Here is a 23,279-nt window from a genome sequence, read left to right as displayed (position 1 = left end):
TGAGCCAAGGACCGTGATCGACGTGAAGGTCGGCATCCCCCGCGAAGTCAAGAACAACGAGTTCCGGGTGGCCATCACCCCCGCCGGCGTGCACGAGCTCGTGCGTAATGGCCACCAGGTCGTCGTCGAGCGGAACGCGGGCGTCGGCTCCTCGATCCCGGACGAGGAGTACGTGGCCGCCGGCGCCCGGATCCTCGAGACCGCGGACGAGGTCTGGGCCGCTGCCGACATGGTGCTGAAGGTCAAGGAGCCCATCGCCGAGGAGTACCACCGCCTCCGCAAGGACCAGATCCTCTTCACCTACCTGCACCTGGCCGCCTCCAAGGAGTGCACGGACGCCCTGCTGGAGTCCGGCACCACGGCGATCGCCTACGAGACCGTCGAGCTCCCGAACCGCGCGCTGCCGCTGCTCGCCCCGATGTCCGAGGTCGCGGGCCGCCTCGCGCCGCAGGTCGGCGCCTACCACCTGATGCGCGCCGCGGGCGGCCGCGGTGTGCTGCCGGGCGGCGTCCCGGGCGTGCCGGCCGGCGAGGCCGTCATCATCGGCGGCGGCGTCTCCGGCTGGAACGCCGCGCAGATCGCCATCGGCCTGGGCTTCCACGTGACGCTCCTGGACAAGGACATCAACAAGCTCAAGGAGGCGGACAAGATCTTCGGCACGAAGATCAAGACCGTCGTCTCCAACGCCTTCGAGCTGGAGAAGGCCTGCGTCGAGGCCGACCTCGTGGTCGGCGCCGTGCTCGTCCCGGGCGCCAAGGCCCCGAAGCTGGTCAGCAACGAGCTGGTGTCCCGGATGAAGGCCGGAAGTGTCCTTGTCGACATCGCGATCGACCAGGGCGGATGCTTCGAGGACTCCCACGCGACCACGCACGCCGAGCCGACCTTCAAGGTCCACGAGTCGGTGTTCTACTGCGTCGCCAACATGCCGGGCGCGGTGCCCAACACCTCCACCTACGCGCTGACCAACGCCACGCTGCCGTACATCGTCGAACTGGCCAACCGCGGCTGGGTGGAGGCGCTGCGCCGTGACGCGGCGCTGGCCAAGGGCCTCAACACCCACGAGGGCAAGGTCGTTTACCGCGAGGTCGCCGAGGCCCACGGCCTCGAGCACGTCACGCTGGAGTCCCTGCTCGGCTGAGCGGGTCGCCAAGTCGCCAAGGTGTGAAAGGCGATACGTCAACACGCGTCGTCAACCTCGCACGACCGGCCGGACCTTGTCCCACAAGGTCCGGCCGGATGTGTGTATGGTCACTTCGCCGCACTCGGTCAACTCGCCTCGAACGGAACCATTCGACCGATTCACGCACCGGTGAAACCTGTCGTGCGACGGTCGTACGCCCTTGACAGAGGGATGTTCCATTACCGACACATCGGGCCGGGTCCGGCGGATTGTGTTGCTGCGGACCGCCGACACGCCATAGAGTCGCCAATCGTCGGCATGGTGCCACGCTGACCTGTCTAGAAGTCCCCTGGTCACCAAGGAGGTAAGACGACTTGTGAATGAGTCGACATTTTCTCCCGGGGGTGGTCAACCAGGAATGCCTGCGACGGGCCAGGGCCCCACGCGGCTCGAGGCTGTCGGCTCCGTTGCTGTGCGCACCTTCGCAGCCCACCAGAGTCACCGGACACCAGGGGTGACTCAGCCAGCACACCCAAGCATGGATGGCCATCACGTGAACGCCATGGCCGGCGACGGAAGTGGCGCGCCCCACAACCACTTCGCCGACTACGACGAACTGCCCGAGGGGCACTTCTACGACCCCGACGCCGAGTACGAGCCCGACCCCGAGTACGCGGCCACGCTCGCGCCCGACGCGGCCCGCCAGCGCCGTGAGCGCATCGGCCCGACCGGACGCCCGCTGCCGTACTTCCCGATCCCGGGTCCGCTGACCGACCACGGCCCCGCGAAGATCATCGCGATGTGCAACCAGAAGGGCGGCGTCGGCAAGACCACGTCGACCATCAACCTGGGTGCCGCGCTCGCGGAGTACGGCCGCCGGGTGCTGCTCGTGGACTTCGACCCGCAGGGCGCGCTGTCGGTGGGTCTCGGCGTCAACCCCATGGAGCTCGACCTCACCGTCTACAACCTGCTCATGGAGCGGGGCATGTCCGCGGACGAGGTCCTGCTGAAGACGGCGGTCCCCAACATGGACCTGCTGCCCAGCAACATCGACCTGTCGGCCGCCGAGGTCCAACTGGTGAGCGAGGTCGCGCGCGAGTCGACGCTCCAGCGCGCCCTGAAGCCGCTGATGGACGACTACGACTACATCGTCATCGACTGCCAGCCCTCGCTCGGCCTGCTCACCGTCAACGCCCTCACGGCCGCGCACAAGGTGATCGTGCCGCTGGAGTGCGAGTTCTTCGCGCTGCGCGGTGTGGCACTGCTGACCGAGACCATCGAGAAGGTCCAGGAGCGCCTCAACCCGGAGCTGGAGCTCGACGGGATCCTGGCCACGATGTACGACTCGCGCACCGTGCACAGCCGTGAGGTGCTCGCGCGTGTCGTCGAGGCGTTCGACGACCACGTGTACCACACGGTCATCGGACGCACGGTCCGCTTCCCGGAGACCACGGTCGCCGGTGAGCCGATCACCACGTACGCCTCCAACTCCGTCGGTGCCGCCGCCTACCGCCAGCTCGCCAGGGAGGTGCTCGCCCGGTGTCACGCCGAGTGAGTCTGCCGGGGGCCGACGAACTGTTCCGTACGACAGGGGGAATGGCGCTCCAGCCGTCCACTCCCCGACGCCAGGCAGGCGGCGAGGCCCGGGTGCCCGCCCCCGCGGCGGAGGGCGACGCGGCCGCCGCGGCGGAGGACGCCCCGCAGTCGGTGCCCGCGCAGGGCGGCGACGGTGAGGGCGCGGAGCACGTGGCGGTGGATGCGGGGCCGAACGACGCGGGCGAGTCCCGCAGCCGGTCCGCGACCGCGGAGCGCTCCGCGCGGCGTTCGGCGGCGGCGCAGGAAGGTTCTGCCGCCGCGCAGCCGCGCAAGCGGGGCCGTGGCGCGGCGCGCCGGCCCAGCGGACGGGAACGGCACGACGAGAAGATCACCGTGTACGTGTCCGCCGAGGAGCTCATGGACCTCGAGCACGCCCGGCTGGTGCTCCGCGGCGAGCACGGCCTCGCTGTGGACCGCGGGCGCATCGTCCGCGAGGCGGTCGCTGTGGTGCTGGCCGACCTGGAGTCCCGGGGCGAGGCGAGCATCCTGGTTCGGCGGCTGCGCGGCCGTTAGCCGTCCGCGCGGGCGGTAAGCGGTAGCCTGCGACGGCAATGACCTCGAACGACGCTCCCACGCCCACCGGCCGCAGACGCGCCCTCGGCCGCGGCCCGGGAACGGCATCCCCACCCCCGGCTCACCCATCCGAGCCACCCGCGCCCCAGGACGAGCGCCCCGAACCGCCGGCCGCGCCCCCGGAGCCCACGCCCGCACCCGGGGCCGCCGAGCAGTCTTCCGAGCCGTCGGTACCGGCTCCTGAGCCTACGGCGGACCTCCCCGGGGACGGCCCGGTGGGCCCGGCCGCCGAGCCGCCGGCCCAGCAGGCGATCGGCGTTGCCGAGACTGCGGCGGCCGAGCCGAGCGGCTCGACCGTGCCCCGCACCGGTTCCGACACGACGGCCACGCCGGGGGCCGGGGATGCCTCGCAGCCGGCGGTCGCGGACGGTTCCCGGGCGGAGGCTCGTGCTGCTTCCGAAGCGGAAGCCGACGAGAGGCGCCGGGCGGAGGCCGAGGCGGTGGTCGAGGCCGCTGCCGGTGTGGGGGCCGAGGCCGGGCCGCCGTCGGAGGGGGCCGGCGACGGGGTGTTCAAGGTTCGGCTGGCCAACTTCGAGGGGCCGTTCGACCTGCTGCTCCAGTTGATCTCGAAGCACAAGCTCGACGTCACCGAGGTGGCCCTGTCCAAGGTCACCGACGAGTTCATGGCGCACATCCGGGCGATGGGGCCCGACTGGGACCTGGACCAGACGACCGAGTTCCTGGTCGTGGCCGCCACCCTGCTCGACCTGAAGGCGGCCCGGCTGCTGCCCGCGGCCGAGGTGGAGGACGAGGCCGACCTGGCGCTGCTCGAAGCACGCGACCTGCTGTTCGCACGGCTGCTCCAGTACCGCGCGTACAAGCAGATCGCCGACATCTTCAGCCGCCGGCTGGACGAGGAGGGCCGGCGCCACCCCCGTACCGTCGGGCTGGAACCCCACCACGCAGAACTGCTGCCCGAGGTCGTCATCAGCATCGGCGCGGCGCGCTTCGCCGAGCTCGCGGTCAAGGCGATGCAGCCCAAGCCCAAGCCGCAGGTGTACGTCGACCACATCCACGCGCCGCTGGTCAGCGTGCGGGAGCAGGCGGGGATCGTGATCGCGCGGCTGCGGGAGCTCGGTGAGGCCGGCTTCCGGGAACTGGTGGCGGACACCGACGACACGCTCACCGTCGTGGCCCGCTTCCTCGCCCTGCTTGAGCTGTACCGCGAGAAGGCCGTGGCCCTGGACCAGGAGACCGCCCTCGGCGAGCTGATCGTGCGCTGGACCGGCGGTGACGGGGACGAGACGCCCACGGTGACGGACGAGTTCGACCGTCCGCCCGAGGGGCCCAAGGAGCCCGAGGAGCCCAAGGAGGAGAAGAAGGCGTGAGCGAGGAGACCACCGACCCGTCCGAGGGCCCGAGCACCGTCGCCGACCTCGACCTCAGGCCCGCCCTGGAGGCCGTCCTCATGGTCGTGGACGAGCCCGCGACCGAGGAGCACCTGGCGAGGATCCTGCAACGGCCCCGCCGGCAGATCGCGGACGCGTTGCGCGAACTGGCCGACGAGTACACCGTGCAGGGCCGCGGCTTCGAGCTGCGGCTGATCGCCGGCGGCTGGCGTTTCTACACCCGCCCCGAGTACGCGGCCGCCGTCGAGGGCTTCGTCCTGGACGGTCAGCAGGCCCGGCTCACCCAGGCCGCCCTGGAGACCCTCGCCGTGGTCGCCTACCGTCAGCCGGTCAGCCGCAGCCGCGTCTCCGCCGTCCGCGGAGTCAACTGCGACGGAGTCATGCGTACGCTGCTCCAACGCGGTCTGGTCGAGGAGGCGGGCGCGGAACCCGAAACAGGTGCGATCCTGTACAGGACGACGAACTACTTCCTGGAGCGGATGGGCCTGCGCGGTCTGGACGAGCTCCCGGAACTCGCGCCCTTCCTCCCCGAGGCGGAGGCGATCGAGGCCGAGACCCAGGAGGGCGTACCGTCGTTCGACCCGGACGCTCCCGATGACGCGCCGGGCGCAGACGGCGACCACACGACGACCACGACGACGGAATTTTGATGCGAAGCAGCGGCAGCGGCAGGAACGGCGGGCGCGGCAACTACCGCGGTGCCGGCAACAACAGGGACGAGCGGCAGGGGCAGGGCCGCCCCCGCAACCCCCGACCCGAGGAGCGCCGCTACGACGTCGGCCCCGGCGCGACCAAGGACGGCCCCAAGTCCGGACGCGGCGGATCCGCGCGCGGTGGCGCCAAGGGCGGCCCCAAGCAGCCCCAGCAGGGCGGCCGTACGGCTCCGTCCCGCTCCCGCGAGTACGAGACGCGGATGGAGGAGCGCAACCGCGATCGGTACGCCGGCAAGAAGGACGTCAAGCTGCCCAAGACCTTCCCGGGCGCCGAGCAGGAGGGCGAGCGTCTGCAGAAGGTGCTCGCCCGCGCGGGATACGGTTCGCGGCGCGCCTGCGAGGAGCTGATCGAGCAGGCTCGGGTCGAGGTCAACGGCGAGATCGTCCTGGAGCAGGGCCGCCGGGTCGACCCGGAGAAGGACGAGGTCAAGGTCGACGGCCTGACCGTGGCCACGCAGTCGTACCAGTTCTTCTCGCTGAACAAGCCCGCCGGCGTCGTCTCCACCATGGAGGACCCGGAGGGCCGCCAGTGCCTCGGTGACTACGTCACCAACCGCGAGACGCGCCTCTTCCACGTCGGCCGGCTCGACACCGAGACCGAGGGCGTGATCCTGCTCACCAACCACGGCGAGCTGGCGCACCGGCTGACCCACCCGAAGTACGGCGTGCGCAAGACCTACCTCGCGCACATCGTCGGCCCCATCCCGCGGGACCTGGGCAAGCAGCTCAAGGACGGCATCCAGCTGGAGGACGGCTACGCGCGCGCGGACCACTTCCGGGTCGTCGAGCAGACCGGCAAGAACTACCTCGTGGAGGTCACGCTCCACGAGGGCCGCAAGCACATCGTCCGCCGTATGCTCGCCGCCGCGGGCTTCCCGGTCGACAAGCTCGTCCGCACCGCCTTCGGCCCGATCACCCTGGGCGACCAGAAGTCCGGCTGGCTCCGCCGTCTGTCGAACACCGAGGTCGGCATGCTGATGAACGAGGTCGACCTCTAGGCCCTGGCCGACCCGGCCTCAGGGCCCGGACGGCTCAGACGCCTGCCTGGCAGGCCGACGCGTGGCGGACACGGCGCAGGAAGTCCGCCACGCGTCGGTGATCGGGCTCCGCGGGGAGCGGGGTGCGGTCGGCGGCCCGTTCGGTCTCGGCGGCCAGGCGGGCCATCCACGACTCGATCTCGGGCCACGGGACCTCACCCCGCCGCACCTCCAGGAGCGGTTCGCGCCGGTCGCCGACGTCGACCGTCAGCGTTCCGGTGCGCAGCAGGTCGCGGGCGCTGGCCAGCAGGCGCAGCAGGTGCATCGCGTGCTTCCAGCGCGGGGCGCCGTGCGTGCGGACATCGGCTTCGAGCTTCCCGCGCTGGCTCAGCGCATAGCGGGTGAACGTTCCGTACACCTGCCGGGAGAGGAACGCGCCCCGCAGGGACAGCAGTTCGCGGCCGGTGTCGTCCACGTACTCCACCAGGGGCGAGTGCAGGCACTCCAGGATGTTGGGGTTCGCGCGCAGGGCCAGCACGCAGAAGCGCTCCAGCTCCCAGCTGAACTGCTCATCGAGGGGCCCCTCCACATGCGTCGGCGGCTTCTCGAAGCGCCAGAACAGGGGAGTGGGCGCGACGAACACGCCCCTGCGGTCCGTGTCGCTGTCGTCCGTCGCCAGTCCGAAGGCCCGCGACCCCATGACACAGGCGTAGATGGTGTGGTCACGCACCAGGTCCCCGGGCTGCATGCCCGGGAGCGTACGCGGATCCTCACAGCAGGTGGATGGAATTTCCCTCCACCTTGATCTGCTTGGCGTCCAGCGGGCTGACCGCCGGCCCCTTGGCCACCGAGCCGTCGGCGATGCGGAACCTGCTGCCGTGGCAGGGGCAGTCGATCATGCCGTTGGCGATCTTGCCCACCGTGCAGCCCTGGTGCGAGCAGATCGCCGAGAAGGCCTTGAACTCGCCCTTCTTCGGCTGGGTGACCACGACCTTCTGCTCGGCGAAGACCTTGCCGCCACCTTCCGGGATGTCGGCCGTGCTCGCCAGCTCCGGCCCGGTGGCGGTCCCCTCCGTGGCGCCGGAGGCCGCCGAAGGGTGGGACGTCGTCCCGTCCGAGGGGGAGGTCGCCTCTGCGGCAGGCGACGCCTCGGAGTTGCTGCTGGCTTTGGTGCCGCAGCCCGCCGCCACGAGCGCCACCGCACTCGTGGCGAGAACCGTGCGCCGCGTCGAGCCCTGCGTCATGTCGTCACTCCGGATTTCCGGGGGAGGTAAGGGATGAGCTCCGAGCGGAGCATCAGCATCTTCGCATCAAATTCGGTCAAGTCGAAGCACATCGTGACAGCGCGTAATAAACCACCCGTTTCCCCAGTCGTCTCAGCGGGCGGGCGCCGGCCACCCGTCCCACGCGGTCTGACTAGGCTGGACGCGAGACCCGATTCACCTCAGCAAGGAGCAGCACCGTGGCGGTACGAGCGGTCCGGGGGGCCGTCCAACTCGAGCGGGACGAGGCCGGGCACATGGACGAGCAGGTCGGGACGCTGCTCACCGCCGTCCTGGAGCGGAACGGCCTGACCGCGGACGACCTGATCAGCATCTGGTTCACGGCCACCCCCGACCTGCACAGCGACTTCCCGGCCGCCGCGGCCCGCAAGCTGGGCATCGTCGACGTACCGCTGATCTGTGCCCAGGAACTGGACATCGAGGGCGCCATGCCCCGGGTCGTCCGCGTCCTCGCGCACATCGAGTCCGACCGGCCGCGCGCCGAGATCGCCCACGTCTACCTCGGCGCGGCGGCCGCCCTGCGCAAGGACATCGCCCAGTGAGAAACGCACTCGTGATCGGCACCGGGCTGATCGGCACCTCCGCCGCCCTGGCCCTCGCCCAGCGCGGGGTGGTCGTGCACCTCGCCGACCACGACCCGGAGCAGGCCCGTACGGCCGCGGCGCTCGGCGCCGGCACGGACGAGGCCCCGGACGGCCCGGTCGACCTCGCCATCGTCGCCGCGCCGCCGGCGCACGTGGCGGAGGTGCTCGCCGACGCCATGCGCCGGGGCGTGGCCCGCGGCTACCTGGACGTGGCCAGCGTCAAGGGCGGCCCGCGCCGTGAGCTGGAGTCGATGGGCCTGGACCTGACCGGCTACATCGGCACGCACCCCATGTCGGGCCGCGAGAAGTCGGGTCCGCTGGCGGCGACCGGTGACCTCTTCGAGGGCCGCCCCTGGGTGCTCACCCCCACCCGGGACACCGACACCGAGGTCCTCAACCTCGCCCTGGAGCTCGTCTCGCACTGCCGGGCGGTCCCGGTCGTCATGGACGCCGACGCCCACGACCGTGCCGTGGCCCTCGTCTCCCACATGCCCCACCTGGTCTCCAGCCTGGTCGCCGCACGCCTGAAGAACGCCGAGGACACGGCCGTACGGCTGTGCGGGCAGGGCATCAGGGACGTGACCCGGATCGCGGCCTCCGATCCGCGGATGTGGATCGACATCCTGTCCGCCAACCCGGGACCGGTCGCCGACCTGCTCTCCGACATCTCCACCGACCTGGGGGAGGCCGTGCAGGCCCTGCGCGCCCTCCAGTCCTCCGACGAGGCCAAGCGCCGCGAGGGCGCCGCCGGCATCGAGGACGTGCTGCGACGGGGCAACGCCGGCCAGGTCCGGGTCCCCGGCAAGCACGGGTCCGCGCCGCGGGTGTACGAGGTCGTCGCGGTCCTCATCGACGACCAGCCCGGCCAACTGGCCCGCATCTTCGCGGACGCGGGGCTGGCCGGGGTCAACATCGAGGACGTGCGCATCGAGCACGCCACCGGGCAGCAGGCCGGTCTGGTGCAGCTCATGGTCGAGCCGAAGGCGGCACTGGTCCTCACCTCCGCGCTGCGGGAACGGGGCTGGTCCATCCGCCAGTAAGAGGGTGTCCGGGAAGCCAGTAACCTTGTGCGGGGCGCTCTCGCGTCCCGCACACCACCCGCCACCCTTCACCAGGAAGGTGCCCCGCTGTGGAAAACGGCGCCGCCCGGACCGCCCAGCCCGTGATCGTCGCCATCGACGGCCCTTCCGGCACGGGCAAGTCGAGCACATCGAAGGCCGTGGCCGCGCAGCTCGGCCTGAGCTACCTGGACACCGGGGCCCAGTACCGGGCGATCACGTGGTGGATGGTGACCAACGGGATCGACATGGACGACCCCACCGCGATCGCCGCGGTGGCCGGCAAGCCCGAGATCGTCTCCGGTACCGACCCCGCCCACCCGACGATCACCGTCGACGGCGTGGACGTGGCCGGTCCGATCCGCACCCAGGAGGTCACCGCCCAGGTCAGCGCGGTCAGCGCCGTACCGGAGGTGCGGACCCGGATCACCGAGCTCCAGCGCTCGCTGGCCGTGTCCGCCGAGGCCGGGATCGTCGTCGAGGGTCGCGACATCGGCACCACCGTGCTGCCTGACGCCGACCTGAAGATCTTCCTCACCGCCTCCCCGGAGGCCCGCGCCGCCCGGCGCAGCGGCGAGCTCAAGGGCGCCGACGTCCACGCCACCCGTGAGGCCCTGATCAAGCGCGACGCGGCCGACTCCAGCCGCAAGACCTCCCCGCTGGCCAAGGCCGGCGACGCCGTCGAGGTGGACACCACCGAGCTGACGCTGGCACAGGTCATCGAGTGCGTGGTCACCCTCGTCGAGGAGAAGCGGGTCGCGAAGTGAGCCGTCCGCCGGAGCGTGCGGCGGGCCCGCCGTCGGAGCGCGGTGCCGACGTCGGCCGGCGGATCGGCGTCGGGCTGATGTACGGGCTGTGGCGCCCGCGCGTGCTGGGCGCCTGGAAGGTGCCCGCCACCGGCCCGGTGATCCTCGCGGTCAACCACGCGCACAATGTCGACGGCCCGATGGTCATGGGCGTGGCACCCCGGCCGGTGCACTTCCTGATCAAGAAGGAGGCGTTCGTCGGCCCGCTCGGCCCCTTCCTGACCGGCATCGGTCAGCTCCAGGTGGACCGGCACTCCGCGGACCGCTCGGCGATCACACGGGCGCTGGGCGTCCTGAAGCAGGGCGGCGTCCTCGGGATCTTCCCCGAGGGCACCCGCGGCGAGGGCGACTTCGCCTCCCTGCGGGCCGGGCTCGCCTACTTCGCGGTCCGCAGCGGCGCCCCGATCGTCCCGGTCGCCGTGCTGGGAAGTTCCGAGAGGCGCGGACGGTTGATGAAGGGGCTCCCTCCGTTGCGCCACCGGGTCGACGTCGTCTTCGGCGACCCGTTCGAAGCGGGCGACGACGGCGGGCGGCGTACGCGCCGGGCCCTGGACGAGGCCACCGAGCGCATCCAGAAGCAGCTCACCGACCACCTGGAAAACGCCCGGCGACTGACCGGGCGCCACACTTGAGTAGTGGATCACCGCGAACCGGTGGTGTTCCACCGATCACCACGATGAACGACGAGGTACGGACTTCATGAACGACGACATCCAGCCCGACGGCTCGGTCGAGCACGAGTACGAGCACGGGGCGCTCGGCGACGTCGAGTACGCGGAGTTCATGGAGCTCGCCGCGGAAGAGGGCTTCGACGTCGAGGACGTCGAGGGCGCCATCGAGGCCGCCGGACACGGCCCGCTGCCCGTCCTCGCCGTCGTCGGCCGCCCCAATGTCGGCAAGTCGACTCTGGTGAACCGCATCATCGGCCGCCGCGAGGCAGTCGTCGAGGACAAGCCGGGCGTCACCCGCGACCGTGTCACCTACGAGGCCGAGTGGGCGGGCCGCCGCTTCAAGGTCGTCGACACCGGCGGCTGGGAGCAGGACGTCCTCGGCATCGACGCCTCCGTGGCCGCGCAGGCCGAGTACGCCATCGAGGCCGCCGACGCGGTGGTGTTCGTCGTCGACGCCAAGGTCGGCGCCACCGACACCGACGAGGCCGTCGTACGGCTCCTGCGCAAGGCGGGCAAGCCGGTCGTGCTGTGCGCCAACAAGGTCGACGGCCCGAGCGGCGAGGCGGACGCCACGTATCTGTGGTCGCTCGGTCTCGGCGAGCCGCACCCGGTCTCGGCCCTGCACGGCCGCGGCACCGGCGACATGCTGGACCGCGTCCTGGAGGCGCTCCCCGAGGCGCCGCGCGAGACGTTCGGCGGGGGCGGCATCGGCGGCCCGCGCCGCGTGGCCCTGATCGGCCGCCCGAACGTCGGCAAGTCCTCGCTGCTGAACAAGGTGGCCGGCGAGGAGCGCGTCGTCGTCAACGAACTGGCCGGCACCACCCGTGACCCGGTCGACGAGCTGATCGAACTGGGCGGCAAGACCTGGAAGTTCGTCGACACCGCCGGTATCCGCAAGCGCGTCCACCTCCAGCAGGGCGCCGACTACTACGCCTCGCTGCGCACCGCGGCCGCCGTCGAGAAGGCGGAGGTCGCCGTCATCCTGATCGACGCCTCCGAGTCCGTGTCGGTGCAGGACCAGCGGATCATCACCATGGCCGTGGAGGCGGGCCGCGCGCTCGTCATCGCCTACAACAAGTGGGACACCCTCGACGAGGAGCGCCGCTACTACCTGGAGCGGGAGATCGAGACCGAGCTCGCGCAGATCGCGTGGGCCCCGCGCGTCAACGTCTCGGCGTACACCGGACGGCACGTGGAGAAGCTGGTCCCGGCGATCGAGACGGCGCTGGCCGGCTGGGAGACCCGGGTGCCGACCGGCCGCCTGAACGCCTTCCTCGGCGAGCTGGTCGCCGCCCATCCACACCCGATCCGGGGCGGCAAGCAGCCGCGCATCCTGTTCGGCACCCAGGCCGGCACCAAGCCGCCGCGGTTCGTGCTGTTCGCCTCCGGGTTCATCGAGGCCGGCTACCGGCGGTTCATCGAGCGACGGCTGCGTGAGGAGTTCGGCTTCGACGGCACGCCGATCCACATCTCGGTGCGGGTGCGCGAGAAGCGCGGCGCGAAGAAGAAGTAGCGGAAACGGCGAAGGGGCGGCCCCGAACGGGGGCCGCCCCTTCGCCGTCGGCGGATCAGATTCCGCGCCGCGGAGCCGGTGGCAGGGCCGCGGGAACGTGGTGCATCCCGGTCTCCTGCCGTCCGATCGTCCCTACCCGCTGCCACTGCGTCTGCTGCCGGCCCGTGCCGTGGCGGGTGCTGTAGGCCCTCAGGCTGTAGGCGTCGTACACGGTGGAGCCCGTATCGTGCGGCAGGTTCCCGAAGGCTACGAAACCCAGCTCCTCCTCGCCGCTGCGGTCGCCCGGCAGGGTCCGGTAGGACTTGACGTACTCGGCGTAGAGCGCGTCGTAGATCGGCGTGGCCGATGGGCCGCTGTGAGGATCCTGGGGCGTCCGTGCGGAGGGGATCGGCGGGTAGGACTGGCGGCGGGGGACGTCATATGCGTGCACGTATCTCCAAACGACCCCGAACCGGAAGGGATGCGGGCTCAGGTCCCGGCGAGCGGCAGCGTCGCCGCGACCAGCCTTCCGCCCGCCGCGGCCTTGTCCAGCGCGTCCCGCAGCAGGTCCTCCCGCGGCTGCCGGCCGATGGACCCGACCGGCGCGGCGAACATGATCACCTGCTGGTGCTTGTTGGCGGCCGCCCGCCAGCCGTCGGTGACCTGGAGCGGCTGGTGCGCCTGCCACCAGGCCACCGGCTGGCCGCCGTTGGCCTGGGGCTGGAGGACGGCGTGCAGCTGGCCCACGGCGAGCAGCACCGACCAGCCGTGCAGTACCGGCGGCACGGCGGCGAGTTCGGCCACCGGGACGTAGCCCTGCTCGATGAGCAGCGGCAGGAACTCGTCGCCGCCGCCCAGCGAGCCCGGACGCACGATGGGTGCGGTCGGCTCGACGACCAGGGCGGGGTGCAACTCCCCGGCGATCAGCACGAGTCCGCTGGTGATCCCGAGCACGGCCTGCTCCGGCACCGCCCTCTGCGGCGCGGCCTGCTCGGTCGTGCTCCATTGCGGCGGGGCCTGCTCGGTCGCGCTCCATTGCGGCGGGGCCTGCTCGGTCGTGCTCCACTGGGGCGGGGTCTGCTCCGGCACCCTGTCGGAGGGGCTCGTCTCCCCGTTGATGGAGCGGACCGCGCCCCGCAGCTGCTCCTCGGTGACCTGGACGACCTGCGAGGGCAGGCAGGTGGCGTGGGCGAAGGCGAGGACGGCGGTCTCGTCCCCGATGAACAGGACGGTGCTGGTGCGCTCCTGTTCGGAGTCGCCGGGGGTGCGGCAGGACGTGCAGTCGTAACTGCCCGGGGCGTTCTGTCCGGCGAGCAGCCGGTCGGCTTCTTCGTCGCCGATCTCGGCGCGTACGGCGTCGCTGACGTCGAGCATGCGCGGCACGGGTGGCTCCCTCGGGATGTGGTGCGTGGCGGAGCCGGGTGGCTCCCGGCCCATGAACCGGGAGGGACCCGGCTCATGAAGAAGACAACGGGTGATCTGTGGCGGGAGTCACGCCCTCCGGCGAACGGAATCGAACCATCCCGTGCGGAGGGTGACGGTAGGTGCGGAATCCGGCACTCATGGTCAACCCCCGGCAAATGCAAGGGGGTTGGGTCGGTGAAGTGAGTCACAGATCGACGGTGCCGGTGGTCGAAAAATCAGGAAATCAGCGAATGAAGTGGGTGGCCGAAAAAAGTCGATACCGCCGGTAACAGCGAACTGGCCTGCCAGAACAGGCAGTTGGTTGATCCGGGCTCCGCCCGCTCCTTACATTCCTCAGCCGTGTGCAACGAGCACCACTCGGGTACGTCCGCCGACCGCACCGGGCCGAGCGCGGCTCGGCACGACCTCGTGCGGCGGACGGGGCGAGCGCGCCGACCGCGTCCATGCGCGGCGGGCGCGCCCGCCTTGGGGGACCCCGGGTGTTTCGAGAGGGATCCACATGTCCGAATGTGCCGACAAGGGCCACGACACCACGCGCGACAACGCCCGCAGGGCACGGACGACGGCGGCTCTCGCCGGGGCGGCCCTGCTCGCCCCGCTCGGGCTGCTGGCCGCCACCGGGAACGCCCACGCGGCGGACGGCGGCGTGTGGGACCGCATCGCCCGGTGCGAGAGCGGTGGCAACTGGCACATCAACACCGGCAACGGCTACTACGGCGGGCTCCAGTTCGCCACCGGCACCTGGCGCGCCTACGGCGGCACGGCCTACGCGCCCACCGCCGACCGGGCCTCCAGGTCCCAGCAGATCGCCGTCGCCACCAGGGTCCAGCAGGCCCAGGGCTGGGGTGCGTGGCCGGTCTGCTCGGCCCGGGCCGGGGCATACGGCAGCGCGCCCGCTGCCGGATCTGGGGCGGGGACGGGGGCGACGACCGAATCGGCGCACAGCACAGACAAGTCGGCGAACAAGCCGGTCCAGGAGGGCGGCCGGCGGAAGACACGGGACGCGGTCCCGCCGCGGCGGCCGTCGACGGCGCCGGCGCGCGAGGCGGGCCACACGAACCGCGGTGCCTCCCACGGCGCGTACACCGTGCGCGCGGGCGACACGCTGAGCGGCATCGCCGCCCGGCACGGGACCACCTGGCAGTGGCTCCACTCCGTCAACAGGTCCGTCATAGGGGGCGATCCCGATCTGATCGTGCCCGGTCAGCGCCTCGAACTCTGAGCCGCTCCGGCTCCCACCACGGGCGCCAGGCCCCGTCCGGTCCGCCGACCGGGCGGGGCCTTCCGCCGTCCGGCGGAGCGCTCGCTCCGGCAGCGGAACGGGCGGAATTCCCATGCCGTGTCAGCTTCCGGGAACGGCCGCGGATTCGGAATGCGAGGGCGCCCCTGTGCGGTTCGGGAACGCTTCTCGCGGCGTATTCGGCCGGACTTTTCCGGGCGCTGTCCCGGCCGGTGGGAATTGTGTTCGCACGACTGCCGAAGAGGGACGGAACCCCCCGTACGTGTGACGGAGCGGGAGCGTTCCGGAGACTTGGGCCTGTGACACAAGTGTGACAGGAGGGGATGGAGTGGCCCGCGTACCGGGGTGGGCTTTCCCCGTCGCCGGCCGGCGCCTAGCGTGGCGCTATGGCACCCATTCCCACTCCGCCGGCGGAACCCCAGGACAACCCCGACGCATACGTCGGCCTCGAGGCCGGACAGGCCGAACGGCTCGCGCGTGAACGGGGCTGGAGCACGGTGCGGTCACTGCCGCCGGGCGCGATCATCACCATGGAGTACCGGTTCGGACGGCTGAACTTCGAGGTCCGGGACGGCCGCGTGGCGCGGGCCTGGAAGGGCTGAACCGCCGCCGGCGCTCCCGGCCCCCGCGGCGGTCCGTCGTCAACGGCCCGTCAGAGGGCGGGCCGCCGAGGCCGTGCCGCGCGGGACGCGGTCGGGGTGCGGCGGTCTGCGGCTGCCGGCCGGGGTGACCGGCGTGCGCTCGGCGCGGCTCGTGTGCCGGCCCGGGGCGAGGTGGGCCGGTGTGCGGGACGTGCGTCCGGCGCCGACCGTCTCGTGGGCCGCCGGGGTCTCGTCCGAGACGGAGGCGCGTGGGGTGAACACGACGGGCGCGCCGACGGGTGCGGCGGGCGCGGGCGCGGGCACGGGTGCCGGGCGGCCGCGACGGGCGCGCCAGCGGTCGCGCAGGTCGAACAGGGCGACCTCGGTCCTGGTGATCAGCGGCTCGAACCACGGCAGCGCCAGCAGGATCAGCAGCCCCGCGGCCCAGCCGAGGAGTACGTCGCTCAGCCAGTGCGTCCCCAGGTAGACCGTGGTCAGGCCGACGCCGAGCGCCGTCACCGCGGACAGCGCCGACAGCCAGCGGCGCGCTCGCGGGGTGGACGCCAGATAGGCCAGGATGCCCCAGGTCACCACGGCGTTGGCGGTGTGGCCGCTGGGGAATATATCGCCGCCCAGGCCCATCTCGTTCGAGCCGATGACGGTCGCGTAGTGCGGTCCCAGACGCCCCATGCCGATCTTCGCCGCGCCGACCGTGACGTTGAGCAGCAGCAGCGAGGCGGCGAGGGTCAGCAGCGGGCGCAGCGTGTGCTGCCGCCACGAGCGCCAGCCCAGCCACGCGCAGACCATCACGGCGGTGGGACCACGCTGGCCGAGCACCACGTAGTAGTCGAGGAACGCGTGGATCTGCGGCCACTGCTGGTACGGCCGGAAGAACATGACCTGCCAGTCGAGCCGGACCAGCCACGAGGTGGTGACCACGGCCCAGACGATCGACAGGTAGAAGGCCAGGGTCGCCGAGAAGAGCACGAACCGGTGGCGGCTCATTCGCGGCATGTCGATGTGCGCCGGCCGTTGCGGCTCACGGTCCAGCCTGGCGAACACCCGGTCCAGGCGGGTGAGGGTTCGTTCGGTACGCACCCAATCGACGTTACAGCGAGTGAGCTGTGTTCCCGGACGAAGCACGTGATTTGTGATGACGACGTGATGTGGGATTGCTCTCAACGGGGCTTTATAACCACGGAATCCGCAATCACGGCCGAACCCGTCCCGCATTTCCTTTGATCATTCCGGCAGGTGCTTATGCGGTGCTTATAAATGCGTTAACCGAACGCTCGGATGAAATTCCGTGCGCCTTCGGCCGGTCGGAGCCGGCCGGTCACGGGGGACCGGAGCCGTTCAGCCAGAACGCCCCGTAGACAGCCGAGGCCACCGCGACGGCGCCCACCACCAGCGCCGACCGGGCCACGCGCGGCCGGGCCAGGGCGATTGCGAGCGGCAGCAGCAGCGGGAAGGCGGGCAGCAGCAGACGCGGCTTGGAGCCGAAGTAGCTCGACGCGCACAGGGCGAGTGCGGTCACGACACCCGAGTACACCAGCAGCGCGAGCGGCTGCCGCTGCCGTACGCCGGTGACGTACAGCCAGATGACCCCGGCGACCCCGAGAATCAGCCCGGCCCCGGCGAGGGCCGAGGGGAAGGACGTGAACTTGTCGGCGACGAAGCGGGCGAAGGCGTACCCGCCGTCGAAGCCGTTGCGCCAGCCGGCCTGGACCTGGAGGTAGCCGAAAGGGCCCTTGCCGGTGCGGTGGCCGACCCACAGGACGTAACCGGCGGCGCCGAGCGGGGCGAGCGCCATGCCGAGCAGGCGGCGGGCGGTGGCGCGCCCCGTGACGGCCGGGGCGCGATGCGCGTCCCGTGCGCCGTCCGCCGCCGTCGCGCTCCGGTCTCCCACGAACGAGGCAAGGGCCGCCGCCCACACCGCCGCGACCACCGCGAGACCCACCGGCCGGGTGAGTCCCGCCAGCAGGGCCAGGGTGCCCGCCGTCACCCAGCGGCCGGTGAGCACGGCGTACAGCGCCCAGGCGGCGAGCGCGGTGAACAGCGACTCGCTGTAGGCCATGGACTGCACGATCCCGACCGGCAGCACCGCCCACAGCAGCACGGCCGCGATACCGGCCTCGCGGCCGTACACGTGATCGGCCACCGCGAAGATCCCCCAGGCCGCGGCGAGGGAGGCCGACAGGCTGACCGCGAAGCCCGCGTCGGCGTACGACAGCGGGCTCACCGCGGCGAGCAGCCGCTCCAGCCAGGGCAGCAGCGGGAAGAAGGCCAGGTTCGAGTGCACGTCCCCGTTCGGCAGGCGCACCTCGTAGCCGTAGCCGAGCCCGGCCACCCCGGCGTACCAGAGCGAGTCCCAGCGGGCGGTCAGCAGCGTGTACGCGCTCTTGCCGCGCTCGGCACTCCACAGCGCCAGGGCGATCAGGCCCAGAGCGCGCACGGCGGCATACCCGAGGAGTGCCGGGGCGGCCCTGCGCAGGGCCCCGGCACGGGCCACTGCCACGCGCGTCGCAAGATCGCTCACGGACTCGATTATCGGCGCTGCCGGGAACCGGAGCGGCCACCGGGGCACGCTCATGGGGGGCTCACAGGGGACTTTTGGGGGACTCACAGGGAAGCGGAGTGGCGTATGCCACACGGGTTGAGCACCTGCTCTGAGAGGTGAGCCACGCCCCATCCGGGCGAATGAGCGTACTCTGACGTGTCACTCGCACGTCGTCGCGCAGGTCGGGGGCCCGCTCCGCTCCGGCCGAGCCCGGGGAGTCCCCACCCCGCGGGCCGCCGAACGCGAGGGCTCATCTGGGAGGTACGTACATGTCCGGGACGACCGCGGCCGCCGACCGGCTGCGCCGTCGGGCGGCGGGTGCCGGTGCCAACCGCTGGGTCGTCCTGGTCGTCCTCTGCGTCAGCCTGCTGCTGGTGGCGGTGGACGCGACCGTGCTGCACGTGGCGGTGCCCGCGGTCACCGAGGATCTCAAGCCCGGCGCCATCGAACTGCTCTGGATCGTCGACACCTATCCCCTCGTCTGCGCCTCGCTGCTGATCCTGTTCGGCACGCTGGGCGACCGGGTGGGCCGCAGACGGATCCTGCTGCTGGGCTACTTCCTCTTCGGCATCGCCTCCGGTGTGGCGGCCTTCGCTCCCAACCCCCAGATGCTGATCTTCGCGCGGGCGCTGCTCGGCGTCGGCGGCGCCATGATCATGCCGGCCACGCTGTCACTTCTGCGGCAGGTGTTCCCGGACCGGCGCGAGCGGGCGCTGGCGATCGGCATCTGGAGCGCGGTCGCCGCGGTGGGCGCGGCGGTCGGGCCGCTGCTCGGCGGCTTCCTGCTCGAGCACTTCTGGTGGGGGTCGGTCTTCCTCGTCAACATCCCGCTGATGCTGGTCAGCCTGCCGGTGGGCCGGCTGCTGCTGCCCGAGTCGACCGGCGGCCGGAGCGGGCCCTGGGACGTGGTCGGCGCGTTGCTGGCGGCGGCCGGACTGTTCGGTGTGGTGCTGGGCGTGAAGCGGCTCGGCGGCGGGGAGACGGCGCTGAGCGCGCTCACCGTGGGACCGCTGGTGGTCGGCGCGGCGCTGCTGGTGACGTTCGTACGGCGGCAGCGGCGGCGGACGCAACCGCTGGTGGACCTCAGGATGTTCGCGCGCCCGGCGTTCAGCACGTCGGTGGGCTGCATCGTGCTGGCCATGCTGGCGCTGGTCGGGCTCGAACTGATCGCGGCGCAGTACCTCCAACTGGTGCTCGGGCTGTCGCCGCTCGCCACGGGGCTGCGGCTGCTGCCGCTGACGTTCGCCGCGATGGCGGCCGGGCTGGCCGGGGCGCGGATGCTGCGGCGGTTCGGGCCGCGGCGGATGGTGTGCTTCGGGTTCTGTGTGACCGCCGCCGCGGTGATGCTGCTCACGGCGATGGGCGGCCGGGACAACCCGGGGCTGCTCCTCGCCGGCTTCGTGCTGCTCGGCTTCGGCCTGGAGACGACGCTGTTCGGGGCGTACGAGTCGATGCTGAGCGAGGCGCCGCCGGCGCAGGCGGGCGGAGCGGCGGCGATAGGGGAGACGTCGTACCAGTTGGGCGCGGGGATGGGCATCGCCCTGCTGGGCACGGTGATGAACGCGGCGTACGCGCCGGGGCTCGTCGATGTGCCGGGGGTGCCGGCGCAGGAGTCCGGAGCGGCGGCGCACTCGCTGGGGGAGGCGTACGAGGTCGCCGAACAGCTCGGCGGGCCGGTCGGGGCCGCCCTGCGGCGGGCGGCCCGGGACGCCTTCGTGCACGGACTGCATGTGACGCTGCTGGTGAGCGCGGGGCTGTTGCTGCTGGGGGCGGTGATGGCGCTGCGGCTGCCGCGGGTGATGCAGTGTGAGGAGCCGGCGGTCGAGCTGCCCGCGCAGCGGGAGGCCGAGAGGCCCCGCGTCTCGGCGTGAGCGCTCTCCCTCTCCCTCGGTCGGCGCCGCGGCGGGGGAGGAGCACGCTGGACGTGGGCGGCTCCGCGCCGTAACGTCGGGCCGGAGTCGCACAACTAGCGGTGCTAGTTTCAGTTGCCGTTGCCGGAGGGTGTCCGCATGTCCTCGCCGTCGTCCCCGTCGTCCCCGTCGTCCTCATCGCCTTCGTTCGATCCCGCCGACCCGCTCGGGATCGACGATCTGCTGGACCCGGAGGACCTGGCCGTCCGCGACACCATGCGGCAGTGGGCCGCCGACCGGGTCCTGCCCCATGTCGCCGAGTGGTACGAGAAGGGCGAGCTGCCCGTCATCCGGGAACTGTCCCGCGAGCTCGGCAGCATCGGCGCCCTCGGCATGTCCCTGACCGGATACGGCTGCGCCGGCGCCACCGCCGTCCAGTACGGGCTCGCCTGCCTCGAGCTCGAGGCCGCCGACTCCGGCATCCGGTCCCTGGTCTCGGTGCAGGGCTCGCTCGCCATGTACGCCATCCACCGGTTCGGAAGCGAGGAGCAGAAGCAGAGGTGGCTGCCCGCCATGGCCGCCGGCGAGGTGATCGGCTGCTTCGGGCTCACCGAGCCCGACCACGGCTCCGACCCCGGCTCCATGCGCACCCACGCCAAGCGCGACGGCACCGACTGGATCCTCAACGGCCGCAAGATGTGGATCACCAACGGCTCCGTGGCCGGCGTCGCCGTCGTCTGGGCGCAGACCGAGGCCAGCATCCGCGGCTTCCTCGTGCCGGCCGGCACCCCCGGGTTCTCCGCCCCGGAGATCAAGCACAAGTGGTCCCTGCGGGCGAGCGTCACCAGCGAGCTGGTCCTGGACGACGTACGGCTGCCCGCCGACGCCGTACTGCCGGAGGCCACCGGGCTGCGCGGACCGCTCGGCTGTCTCTCGCACGCCCGCTACGGCATCGTCTGGGGCGCCATGGGCGCGGCCCGCTCCAGCTTCGAGGCCGCCCTCGACTACGCCAAGTCGCGCGAGCAGTTCGGCAGGCCCATCGGCGGCTTCCAGCTCACCCAGGCCAAGCTCGCCGACATGGCGGTCGAATTGCACAAGGGGATTCTGCTCGCCCACCATCTGGGGCGGCGCATGGACGCCGGCCGCCTGCGTCCCGAGCAGGTCAGCTTCGGCAAGCTCAACAACGTACGAGAGGCGATCGAGATCTGCCGTACGGCGCGGACGATTCTCGGGGCGAACGGGATCTCCCTGGAGTACCCCGTGATGCGGCACGCGACCAACCTCGAGTCGGTGCTCACCTACGAGGGCACCGTCGAGATGCACCAGCTCGTGCTGGGCAAGGCGCTCACCGGGTTCGACGCCTTCCGGTGAGCCCCGAACGGGGCAGGGCCGGTGTACGGCCCTGCCTCAGCTCTGGTTGAAGAACCCGTCCGCGCGGTGCACCGCCGGGTCCCCGTTGACGATCTCGGTGTCGGCGGGGGACAGCAGGAACACCCGGGTGGACACACGGTCGATGGAGCCGCGCAGCCCGAAGACGAGCCCGGCCGCGAAGTCGACCACACGCTTGGCGTCGGAGGCTTCCATGGCCGTCAGGTTCATGATGACGGGCACGCCCTCCCGGAACAGTTCGCCGATGGCGCGGGCGTCCCGGAAGCTGTCCGGTGTCACCGTGCCGATCCGGCGGCCCTTGTCCTCTGCCGTGTCCGTCGCCACCTTCACCCGGGGATCGGTGACCCAGGCGTCCCCGGACTCGGTCCCCTCCGTGTAGTCGTCGTCGTAGTAGCGCTCGTCATCGTTGTCGTCGACGAGGCCGAGCCACGCACTCGCCTTGCGTACCGATCCCATGGACGCCTCCTCTCACAGCGGTCTTTCCTGCATTCCGCATCCCTATGGTCATCCATGATGCTGACAACGCGCCAAGTGAACAGGCGGCGCACGGGGGGTTTGTGACGGTACTGGTGCACGACCAATACGTCGAGAGCCCGTATGCCCCAAGGGTTCTGCCCTACACGACTGCTGACGGGGAGTGAAATATGATTGTCCTCAGCATATGGGTGACGGTCGGGGCGTACGGGTGAACGAAGGGGTCGATACGATGCCGCGACTCCACGTCCTGCACACCAAGGGGGATGGTCGTGTTCGGAATCGTCAGGCCCTGCCGTCATCGGCTCGGGGAAAGGCTCGGCGCCGAGTGGATGGCCCACTTGTGCGGGCTGTGCCTGGCCCTGCGCGGTGACCACGGGCAGTTCGCCCGGATCGTGACGAACTACGACGGGCTGCTCGTCTCGGTCCTGACGGAGGCTCAGGCGGAGAAGGCCGGCCGGGCCGGCGGCCTGCGGCGTACCGCCGGGCCGTGCCCGCTGCGCGGGATGCGCACCGCGTCCATCGCTCTCGGCGAGGGTCCCCGACTGGCGGCGGCCGTCTCCCTGGTGCTGGCCTCGGCCAAAGTGCGCGACCATGTCGCCGACGGCGACGGACTGCTGGCGCGCCGGCCGGTGGCACTCGCCGCGCGCCGGGTCGCCGACAACTGGAGCCGGGCGGGCGCCCGTACGGGGGCCGGTGTCGGATTCGACACCGCGGTGCTCCTGGACGCGGTGGACCGGCAGACGGGCGTCGAGGCGCTCGCCGGTCCCGGAACGCCGCTCCTGGCCGTCACCGAGCCGACCGAGACCGCGACCGCCGCGGCCTTCGCGCACACCGCGGTCCTCGCCGGGCGGCCGGGCAACGCCGCCCCGCTCGCCGAGGCCGGGCGCCTGTTCGGACGGCTGGCGCACCTCCTGGACGCCGTGGAGGACCGCCAGTCCGACGCTGCCACCGGCGCCTGGAATCCGCTCACTGCCACCGGAACGCCGCTCGGCGAGGCGCGCCGGCTCGCCGACGACGCGGTGCACGGCATCCGGCTCGCCCTGAGCGAGGTGGAGTTCGGCGACGGACGGCTCGCCCATCGACTGCTCGTGCACGAACTCCGGCGCTCCGTCGACCGCGCCTTCGGTACCGAGTCCTGCGGGCACGCGCCCGACGGGGCCTTCGGCCCGCCGCAGGGGCCGTACGCCCCGCAGGCTCCGTACGACCCGAACCATCCGAACCACCCGTACTCCGGGGGCGGTGAGCCGCCGCGGCCCGGCGGGCGCGGGTTCTGGGCCGGGTGCGCGGTGGCCGTCGGGCTGTGCTGCACCTGCAAGGTGTGCTGCGCCGACGAGTTCGAGGGTCCGTGGTCGGGCAAGAAGCGCTCGGGCTGCTGCAACTGCGACTGCTCGTGCTGCGAAGGGTGCGACGGTTGCTGTGATGGCTGCGACTGCTGTGACGGCTGCTCGTGCTGCGACTGCTGACCGTCGCGGCCGGCCGTCCACCCCGTCCACGGGCTCCGGGCCCGGACGGTGGGCGGCAGTGGGGTTTGGCAG

23 protein-coding genes are annotated in these 23,279 nt (G+C 71.8%); 16 read left to right on the top strand and 7 right to left on the bottom strand.

Features of this window, described 5'->3' with window-relative positions:
- Positions 1-13: 13 nt before the first annotated feature.
- The 6 genes from ald to ABZ818_RS21345 all read left to right on the top strand — a co-directional run bounded on the left by ald (position 14) and on the right by ABZ818_RS21345 (position 6,349).
- A complete protein-coding gene (gene ald, locus ABZ818_RS21370; RefSeq protein WP_361416663.1) occupies positions 14-1,138 on the top strand; it encodes an alanine dehydrogenase in 1,125 nt (374 codons plus the stop codon).
- A 400-nt stretch (positions 1,139-1,538) separates the two neighbouring features.
- Positions 1,539-2,675, top strand: a complete 1,137-nt coding sequence (locus ABZ818_RS21365; RefSeq protein WP_141362315.1) for a ParA family protein — start codon at positions 1,539-1,541, stop codon at positions 2,673-2,675.
- On the top strand, positions 2,660-3,229 hold the full coding sequence (locus ABZ818_RS21360) for a hypothetical protein (protein WP_361416659.1): 570 nt from the start codon (positions 2,660-2,662) through the stop codon (positions 3,227-3,229). Before ABZ818_RS21365 ends, ABZ818_RS21360 begins: the two co-directional genes overlap by 16 nt.
- A 275-nt stretch (positions 3,230-3,504) precedes the next feature.
- Complete coding sequence (locus ABZ818_RS21355; protein WP_361416656.1) at positions 3,505-4,617, top strand: segregation/condensation protein A; 1,113 nt, start codon at positions 3,505-3,507, stop codon at positions 4,615-4,617.
- Positions 4,614-5,288, top strand: a complete 675-nt coding sequence (gene scpB, locus ABZ818_RS21350; protein WP_361416653.1) for an SMC-Scp complex subunit ScpB — start codon at positions 4,614-4,616, stop codon at positions 5,286-5,288. The genes ABZ818_RS21355 and scpB overlap by 4 nt, the downstream gene beginning before the upstream one ends.
- On the top strand, positions 5,288-6,349 hold the full coding sequence (locus ABZ818_RS21345) for a pseudouridine synthase (protein WP_361416650.1): 1,062 nt from the start codon (positions 5,288-5,290) through the stop codon (positions 6,347-6,349). The genes scpB and ABZ818_RS21345 overlap by 1 nt, the downstream gene beginning before the upstream one ends.
- Before the next feature lie 34 nt (positions 6,350-6,383).
- Here the strand turns inward: ABZ818_RS21345 and ABZ818_RS21340 are convergent, their stop codons facing one another.
- Together ABZ818_RS21340 and ABZ818_RS21335 are read right to left on the bottom strand one after the other, a co-directional pair.
- Complete coding sequence (locus tag ABZ818_RS21340; protein WP_361416647.1) at positions 6,384-7,076, bottom strand: nucleotidyltransferase domain-containing protein; 693 nt, start codon at positions 7,074-7,076, stop codon at positions 6,384-6,386.
- Between the two features lie 22 nt (positions 7,077-7,098).
- Complete coding sequence (locus ABZ818_RS21335; protein ID WP_361416644.1) at positions 7,099-7,572, bottom strand: Rieske 2Fe-2S domain-containing protein; 474 nt, start codon at positions 7,570-7,572, stop codon at positions 7,099-7,101.
- A 218-nt stretch (positions 7,573-7,790) separates the two neighbouring features.
- Between ABZ818_RS21335 and aroH the strand changes: the two genes are divergently transcribed.
- The 5 genes from aroH (at position 7,791) to der (ending at position 12,243) form a co-directional block, all read left to right on the top strand.
- The gene (gene aroH / locus ABZ818_RS21330) at positions 7,791-8,153 is read left to right on the top strand and encodes a chorismate mutase (RefSeq protein ID WP_361416641.1); all 363 of its coding nucleotides are present in this window, start codon (positions 7,791-7,793) and stop codon (positions 8,151-8,153) included.
- Positions 8,150-9,235 (top strand): prephenate dehydrogenase, encoded by a 1,086-nt coding sequence (locus tag ABZ818_RS21325; RefSeq protein ID WP_361416637.1) that lies wholly within the window; start codon positions 8,150-8,152, stop codon positions 9,233-9,235. The genes aroH and ABZ818_RS21325 overlap by 4 nt, the downstream gene beginning before the upstream one ends.
- Positions 9,236-9,324: 89 nt before the next feature.
- Positions 9,325-10,020 carry a (d)CMP kinase gene (gene cmk / locus ABZ818_RS21320; protein WP_361416634.1) on the top strand — a complete coding sequence of 232 codons (696 nt, stop codon included), beginning with the start codon at positions 9,325-9,327 and terminating at the stop codon, positions 10,018-10,020.
- Positions 10,017-10,691 carry a lysophospholipid acyltransferase family protein gene (locus ABZ818_RS21315; RefSeq protein WP_361416631.1) on the top strand — a complete coding sequence of 225 codons (675 nt, stop codon included), beginning with the start codon at positions 10,017-10,019 and terminating at the stop codon, positions 10,689-10,691. The genes cmk and ABZ818_RS21315 overlap by 4 nt, the downstream gene beginning before the upstream one ends.
- A gap of 67 nt (positions 10,692-10,758) precedes the next feature.
- Positions 10,759-12,243 (top strand): ribosome biogenesis GTPase Der, encoded by a 1,485-nt coding sequence (gene der / locus ABZ818_RS21310; RefSeq protein WP_361416628.1) that lies wholly within the window; start codon positions 10,759-10,761, stop codon positions 12,241-12,243.
- A gap of 55 nt (positions 12,244-12,298) precedes the next feature.
- Here der and ABZ818_RS21305 read toward each other — a convergent pair whose 3' ends face one another.
- Both ABZ818_RS21305 and ABZ818_RS21300 read right to left on the bottom strand, forming a co-directional pair.
- Complete coding sequence (locus ABZ818_RS21305; RefSeq protein ID WP_361416625.1) at positions 12,299-12,673, bottom strand: hypothetical protein; 375 nt, start codon at positions 12,671-12,673, stop codon at positions 12,299-12,301.
- 38 nt (positions 12,674-12,711) lie between these two features.
- Entirely contained in the window at positions 12,712-13,605 is an 894-nt protein-coding gene (locus ABZ818_RS21300; RefSeq protein WP_361416622.1) for a hypothetical protein, read from the bottom strand.
- Positions 13,606-14,146: 541 nt separating this feature from the next.
- On the opposite strand from ABZ818_RS21300, the gene ABZ818_RS21295 reads away from it, so the two are divergent.
- Positions 14,147-14,869, top strand: a complete 723-nt coding sequence (locus ABZ818_RS21295; RefSeq protein WP_361416619.1) for a transglycosylase family protein — start codon at positions 14,147-14,149, stop codon at positions 14,867-14,869.
- A gap of 404 nt (positions 14,870-15,273) precedes the next feature.
- A complete protein-coding gene (locus ABZ818_RS21290; RefSeq protein WP_141362342.1) occupies positions 15,274-15,489 on the top strand; it encodes an I78 family peptidase inhibitor in 216 nt (71 codons plus the stop codon).
- A 39-nt stretch (positions 15,490-15,528) separates the two neighbouring features.
- On the opposite strand, the gene ABZ818_RS21285 is transcribed toward ABZ818_RS21290, so the two are convergent.
- Complete coding sequence (locus ABZ818_RS21285; RefSeq protein ID WP_361416616.1) at positions 15,529-16,566, bottom strand: phosphatase PAP2 family protein; 1,038 nt, start codon at positions 16,564-16,566, stop codon at positions 15,529-15,531.
- 238 nt (positions 16,567-16,804) lie between these two features.
- Entirely contained in the window at positions 16,805-18,007 is a 1,203-nt protein-coding gene (locus ABZ818_RS21280; protein ID WP_361416613.1) for a hypothetical protein, read from the bottom strand.
- A gap of 290 nt (positions 18,008-18,297) precedes the next feature.
- Here ABZ818_RS21280 and ABZ818_RS21275 point away from each other — a divergent pair, with 290 nt between their 5' ends.
- Together ABZ818_RS21275 and ABZ818_RS21270 are read left to right on the top strand one after the other, a co-directional pair.
- A complete protein-coding gene (locus ABZ818_RS21275; RefSeq protein WP_361416610.1) occupies positions 18,298-19,899 on the top strand; it encodes an MFS transporter in 1,602 nt (533 codons plus the stop codon).
- Positions 19,900-20,037: 138 nt separating this feature from the next.
- The gene (locus ABZ818_RS21270; RefSeq protein ID WP_361416607.1) at positions 20,038-21,249 is read left to right on the top strand and encodes an acyl-CoA dehydrogenase family protein; all 1,212 of its coding nucleotides are present in this window, start codon (positions 20,038-20,040) and stop codon (positions 21,247-21,249) included.
- A gap of 36 nt (positions 21,250-21,285) precedes the next feature.
- Here ABZ818_RS21270 and ABZ818_RS21265 read toward each other — a convergent pair whose 3' ends face one another.
- Positions 21,286-21,723, bottom strand: coding sequence for a cell division protein SepF (locus ABZ818_RS21265; RefSeq protein ID WP_225076049.1), 438 nt, complete (start codon positions 21,721-21,723; stop codon positions 21,286-21,288).
- Between the two features lie 290 nt (positions 21,724-22,013).
- Between ABZ818_RS21265 and ABZ818_RS21260 the strand changes: the two genes are divergently transcribed.
- On the top strand, positions 22,014-23,207 hold the full coding sequence (locus tag ABZ818_RS21260) for a DUF5685 family protein (protein WP_361416603.1): 1,194 nt from the start codon (positions 22,014-22,016) through the stop codon (positions 23,205-23,207).
- The last annotated feature ends 72 nt before the right edge of the window (positions 23,208-23,279 follow it).

Origin of the sequence: Streptomyces sp. NPDC047453, from assembly GCF_040643155.1 — a bacterium.
In the GTDB taxonomy this organism is placed as follows: Bacteria; Actinomycetota; Actinomycetes; order Streptomycetales; family Streptomycetaceae; genus Streptomyces.
The sequence above is the reverse complement of the archived record's forward strand: the minus strand, read 5'-3'. Positions and strand labels throughout refer to the sequence as shown.

Bases quoted from the DNA above. Each gene is read 5' to 3' on its own strand.
- ABZ818_RS21290 (WP_141362342.1), top strand. From the start codon at position 15,274: ATGGCACCCATTCCCACTCCGCCGGCGGAACCCCAGGACAACCCCGAC.
- ABZ818_RS21265 (WP_225076049.1), bottom strand. From the start codon at position 21,723: ATGGGATCGGTACGCAAGGCGAGTGCGTGGCTCGGCCTCGTCGACGAC.
- der (WP_361416628.1), top strand. From the start codon at position 10,759: ATGAACGACGACATCCAGCCCGACGGCTCGGTCGAGCACGAGTACGAG.
- ABZ818_RS21295 (WP_361416619.1), top strand. From the start codon at position 14,147: ATGTCCGAATGTGCCGACAAGGGCCACGACACCACGCGCGACAACGCC.
- ABZ818_RS21270 (WP_361416607.1), top strand. From the start codon at position 20,038: ATGTCCTCGCCGTCGTCCCCGTCGTCCCCGTCGTCCTCATCGCCTTCG.
- ABZ818_RS21275 (WP_361416610.1), top strand. From the start codon at position 18,298: ATGTCCGGGACGACCGCGGCCGCCGACCGGCTGCGCCGTCGGGCGGCG.
- ABZ818_RS21340 (WP_361416647.1), bottom strand. From the start codon at position 7,076: ATGCAGCCCGGGGACCTGGTGCGTGACCACACCATCTACGCCTGTGTC.
- ABZ818_RS21335 (WP_361416644.1), bottom strand. From the start codon at position 7,572: ATGACGCAGGGCTCGACGCGGCGCACGGTTCTCGCCACGAGTGCGGTG.
- ABZ818_RS21345 (WP_361416650.1), top strand. From the start codon at position 5,288: ATGCGAAGCAGCGGCAGCGGCAGGAACGGCGGGCGCGGCAACTACCGC.
- ABZ818_RS21365 (WP_141362315.1), top strand. From the start codon at position 1,539: ATGCCTGCGACGGGCCAGGGCCCCACGCGGCTCGAGGCTGTCGGCTCC.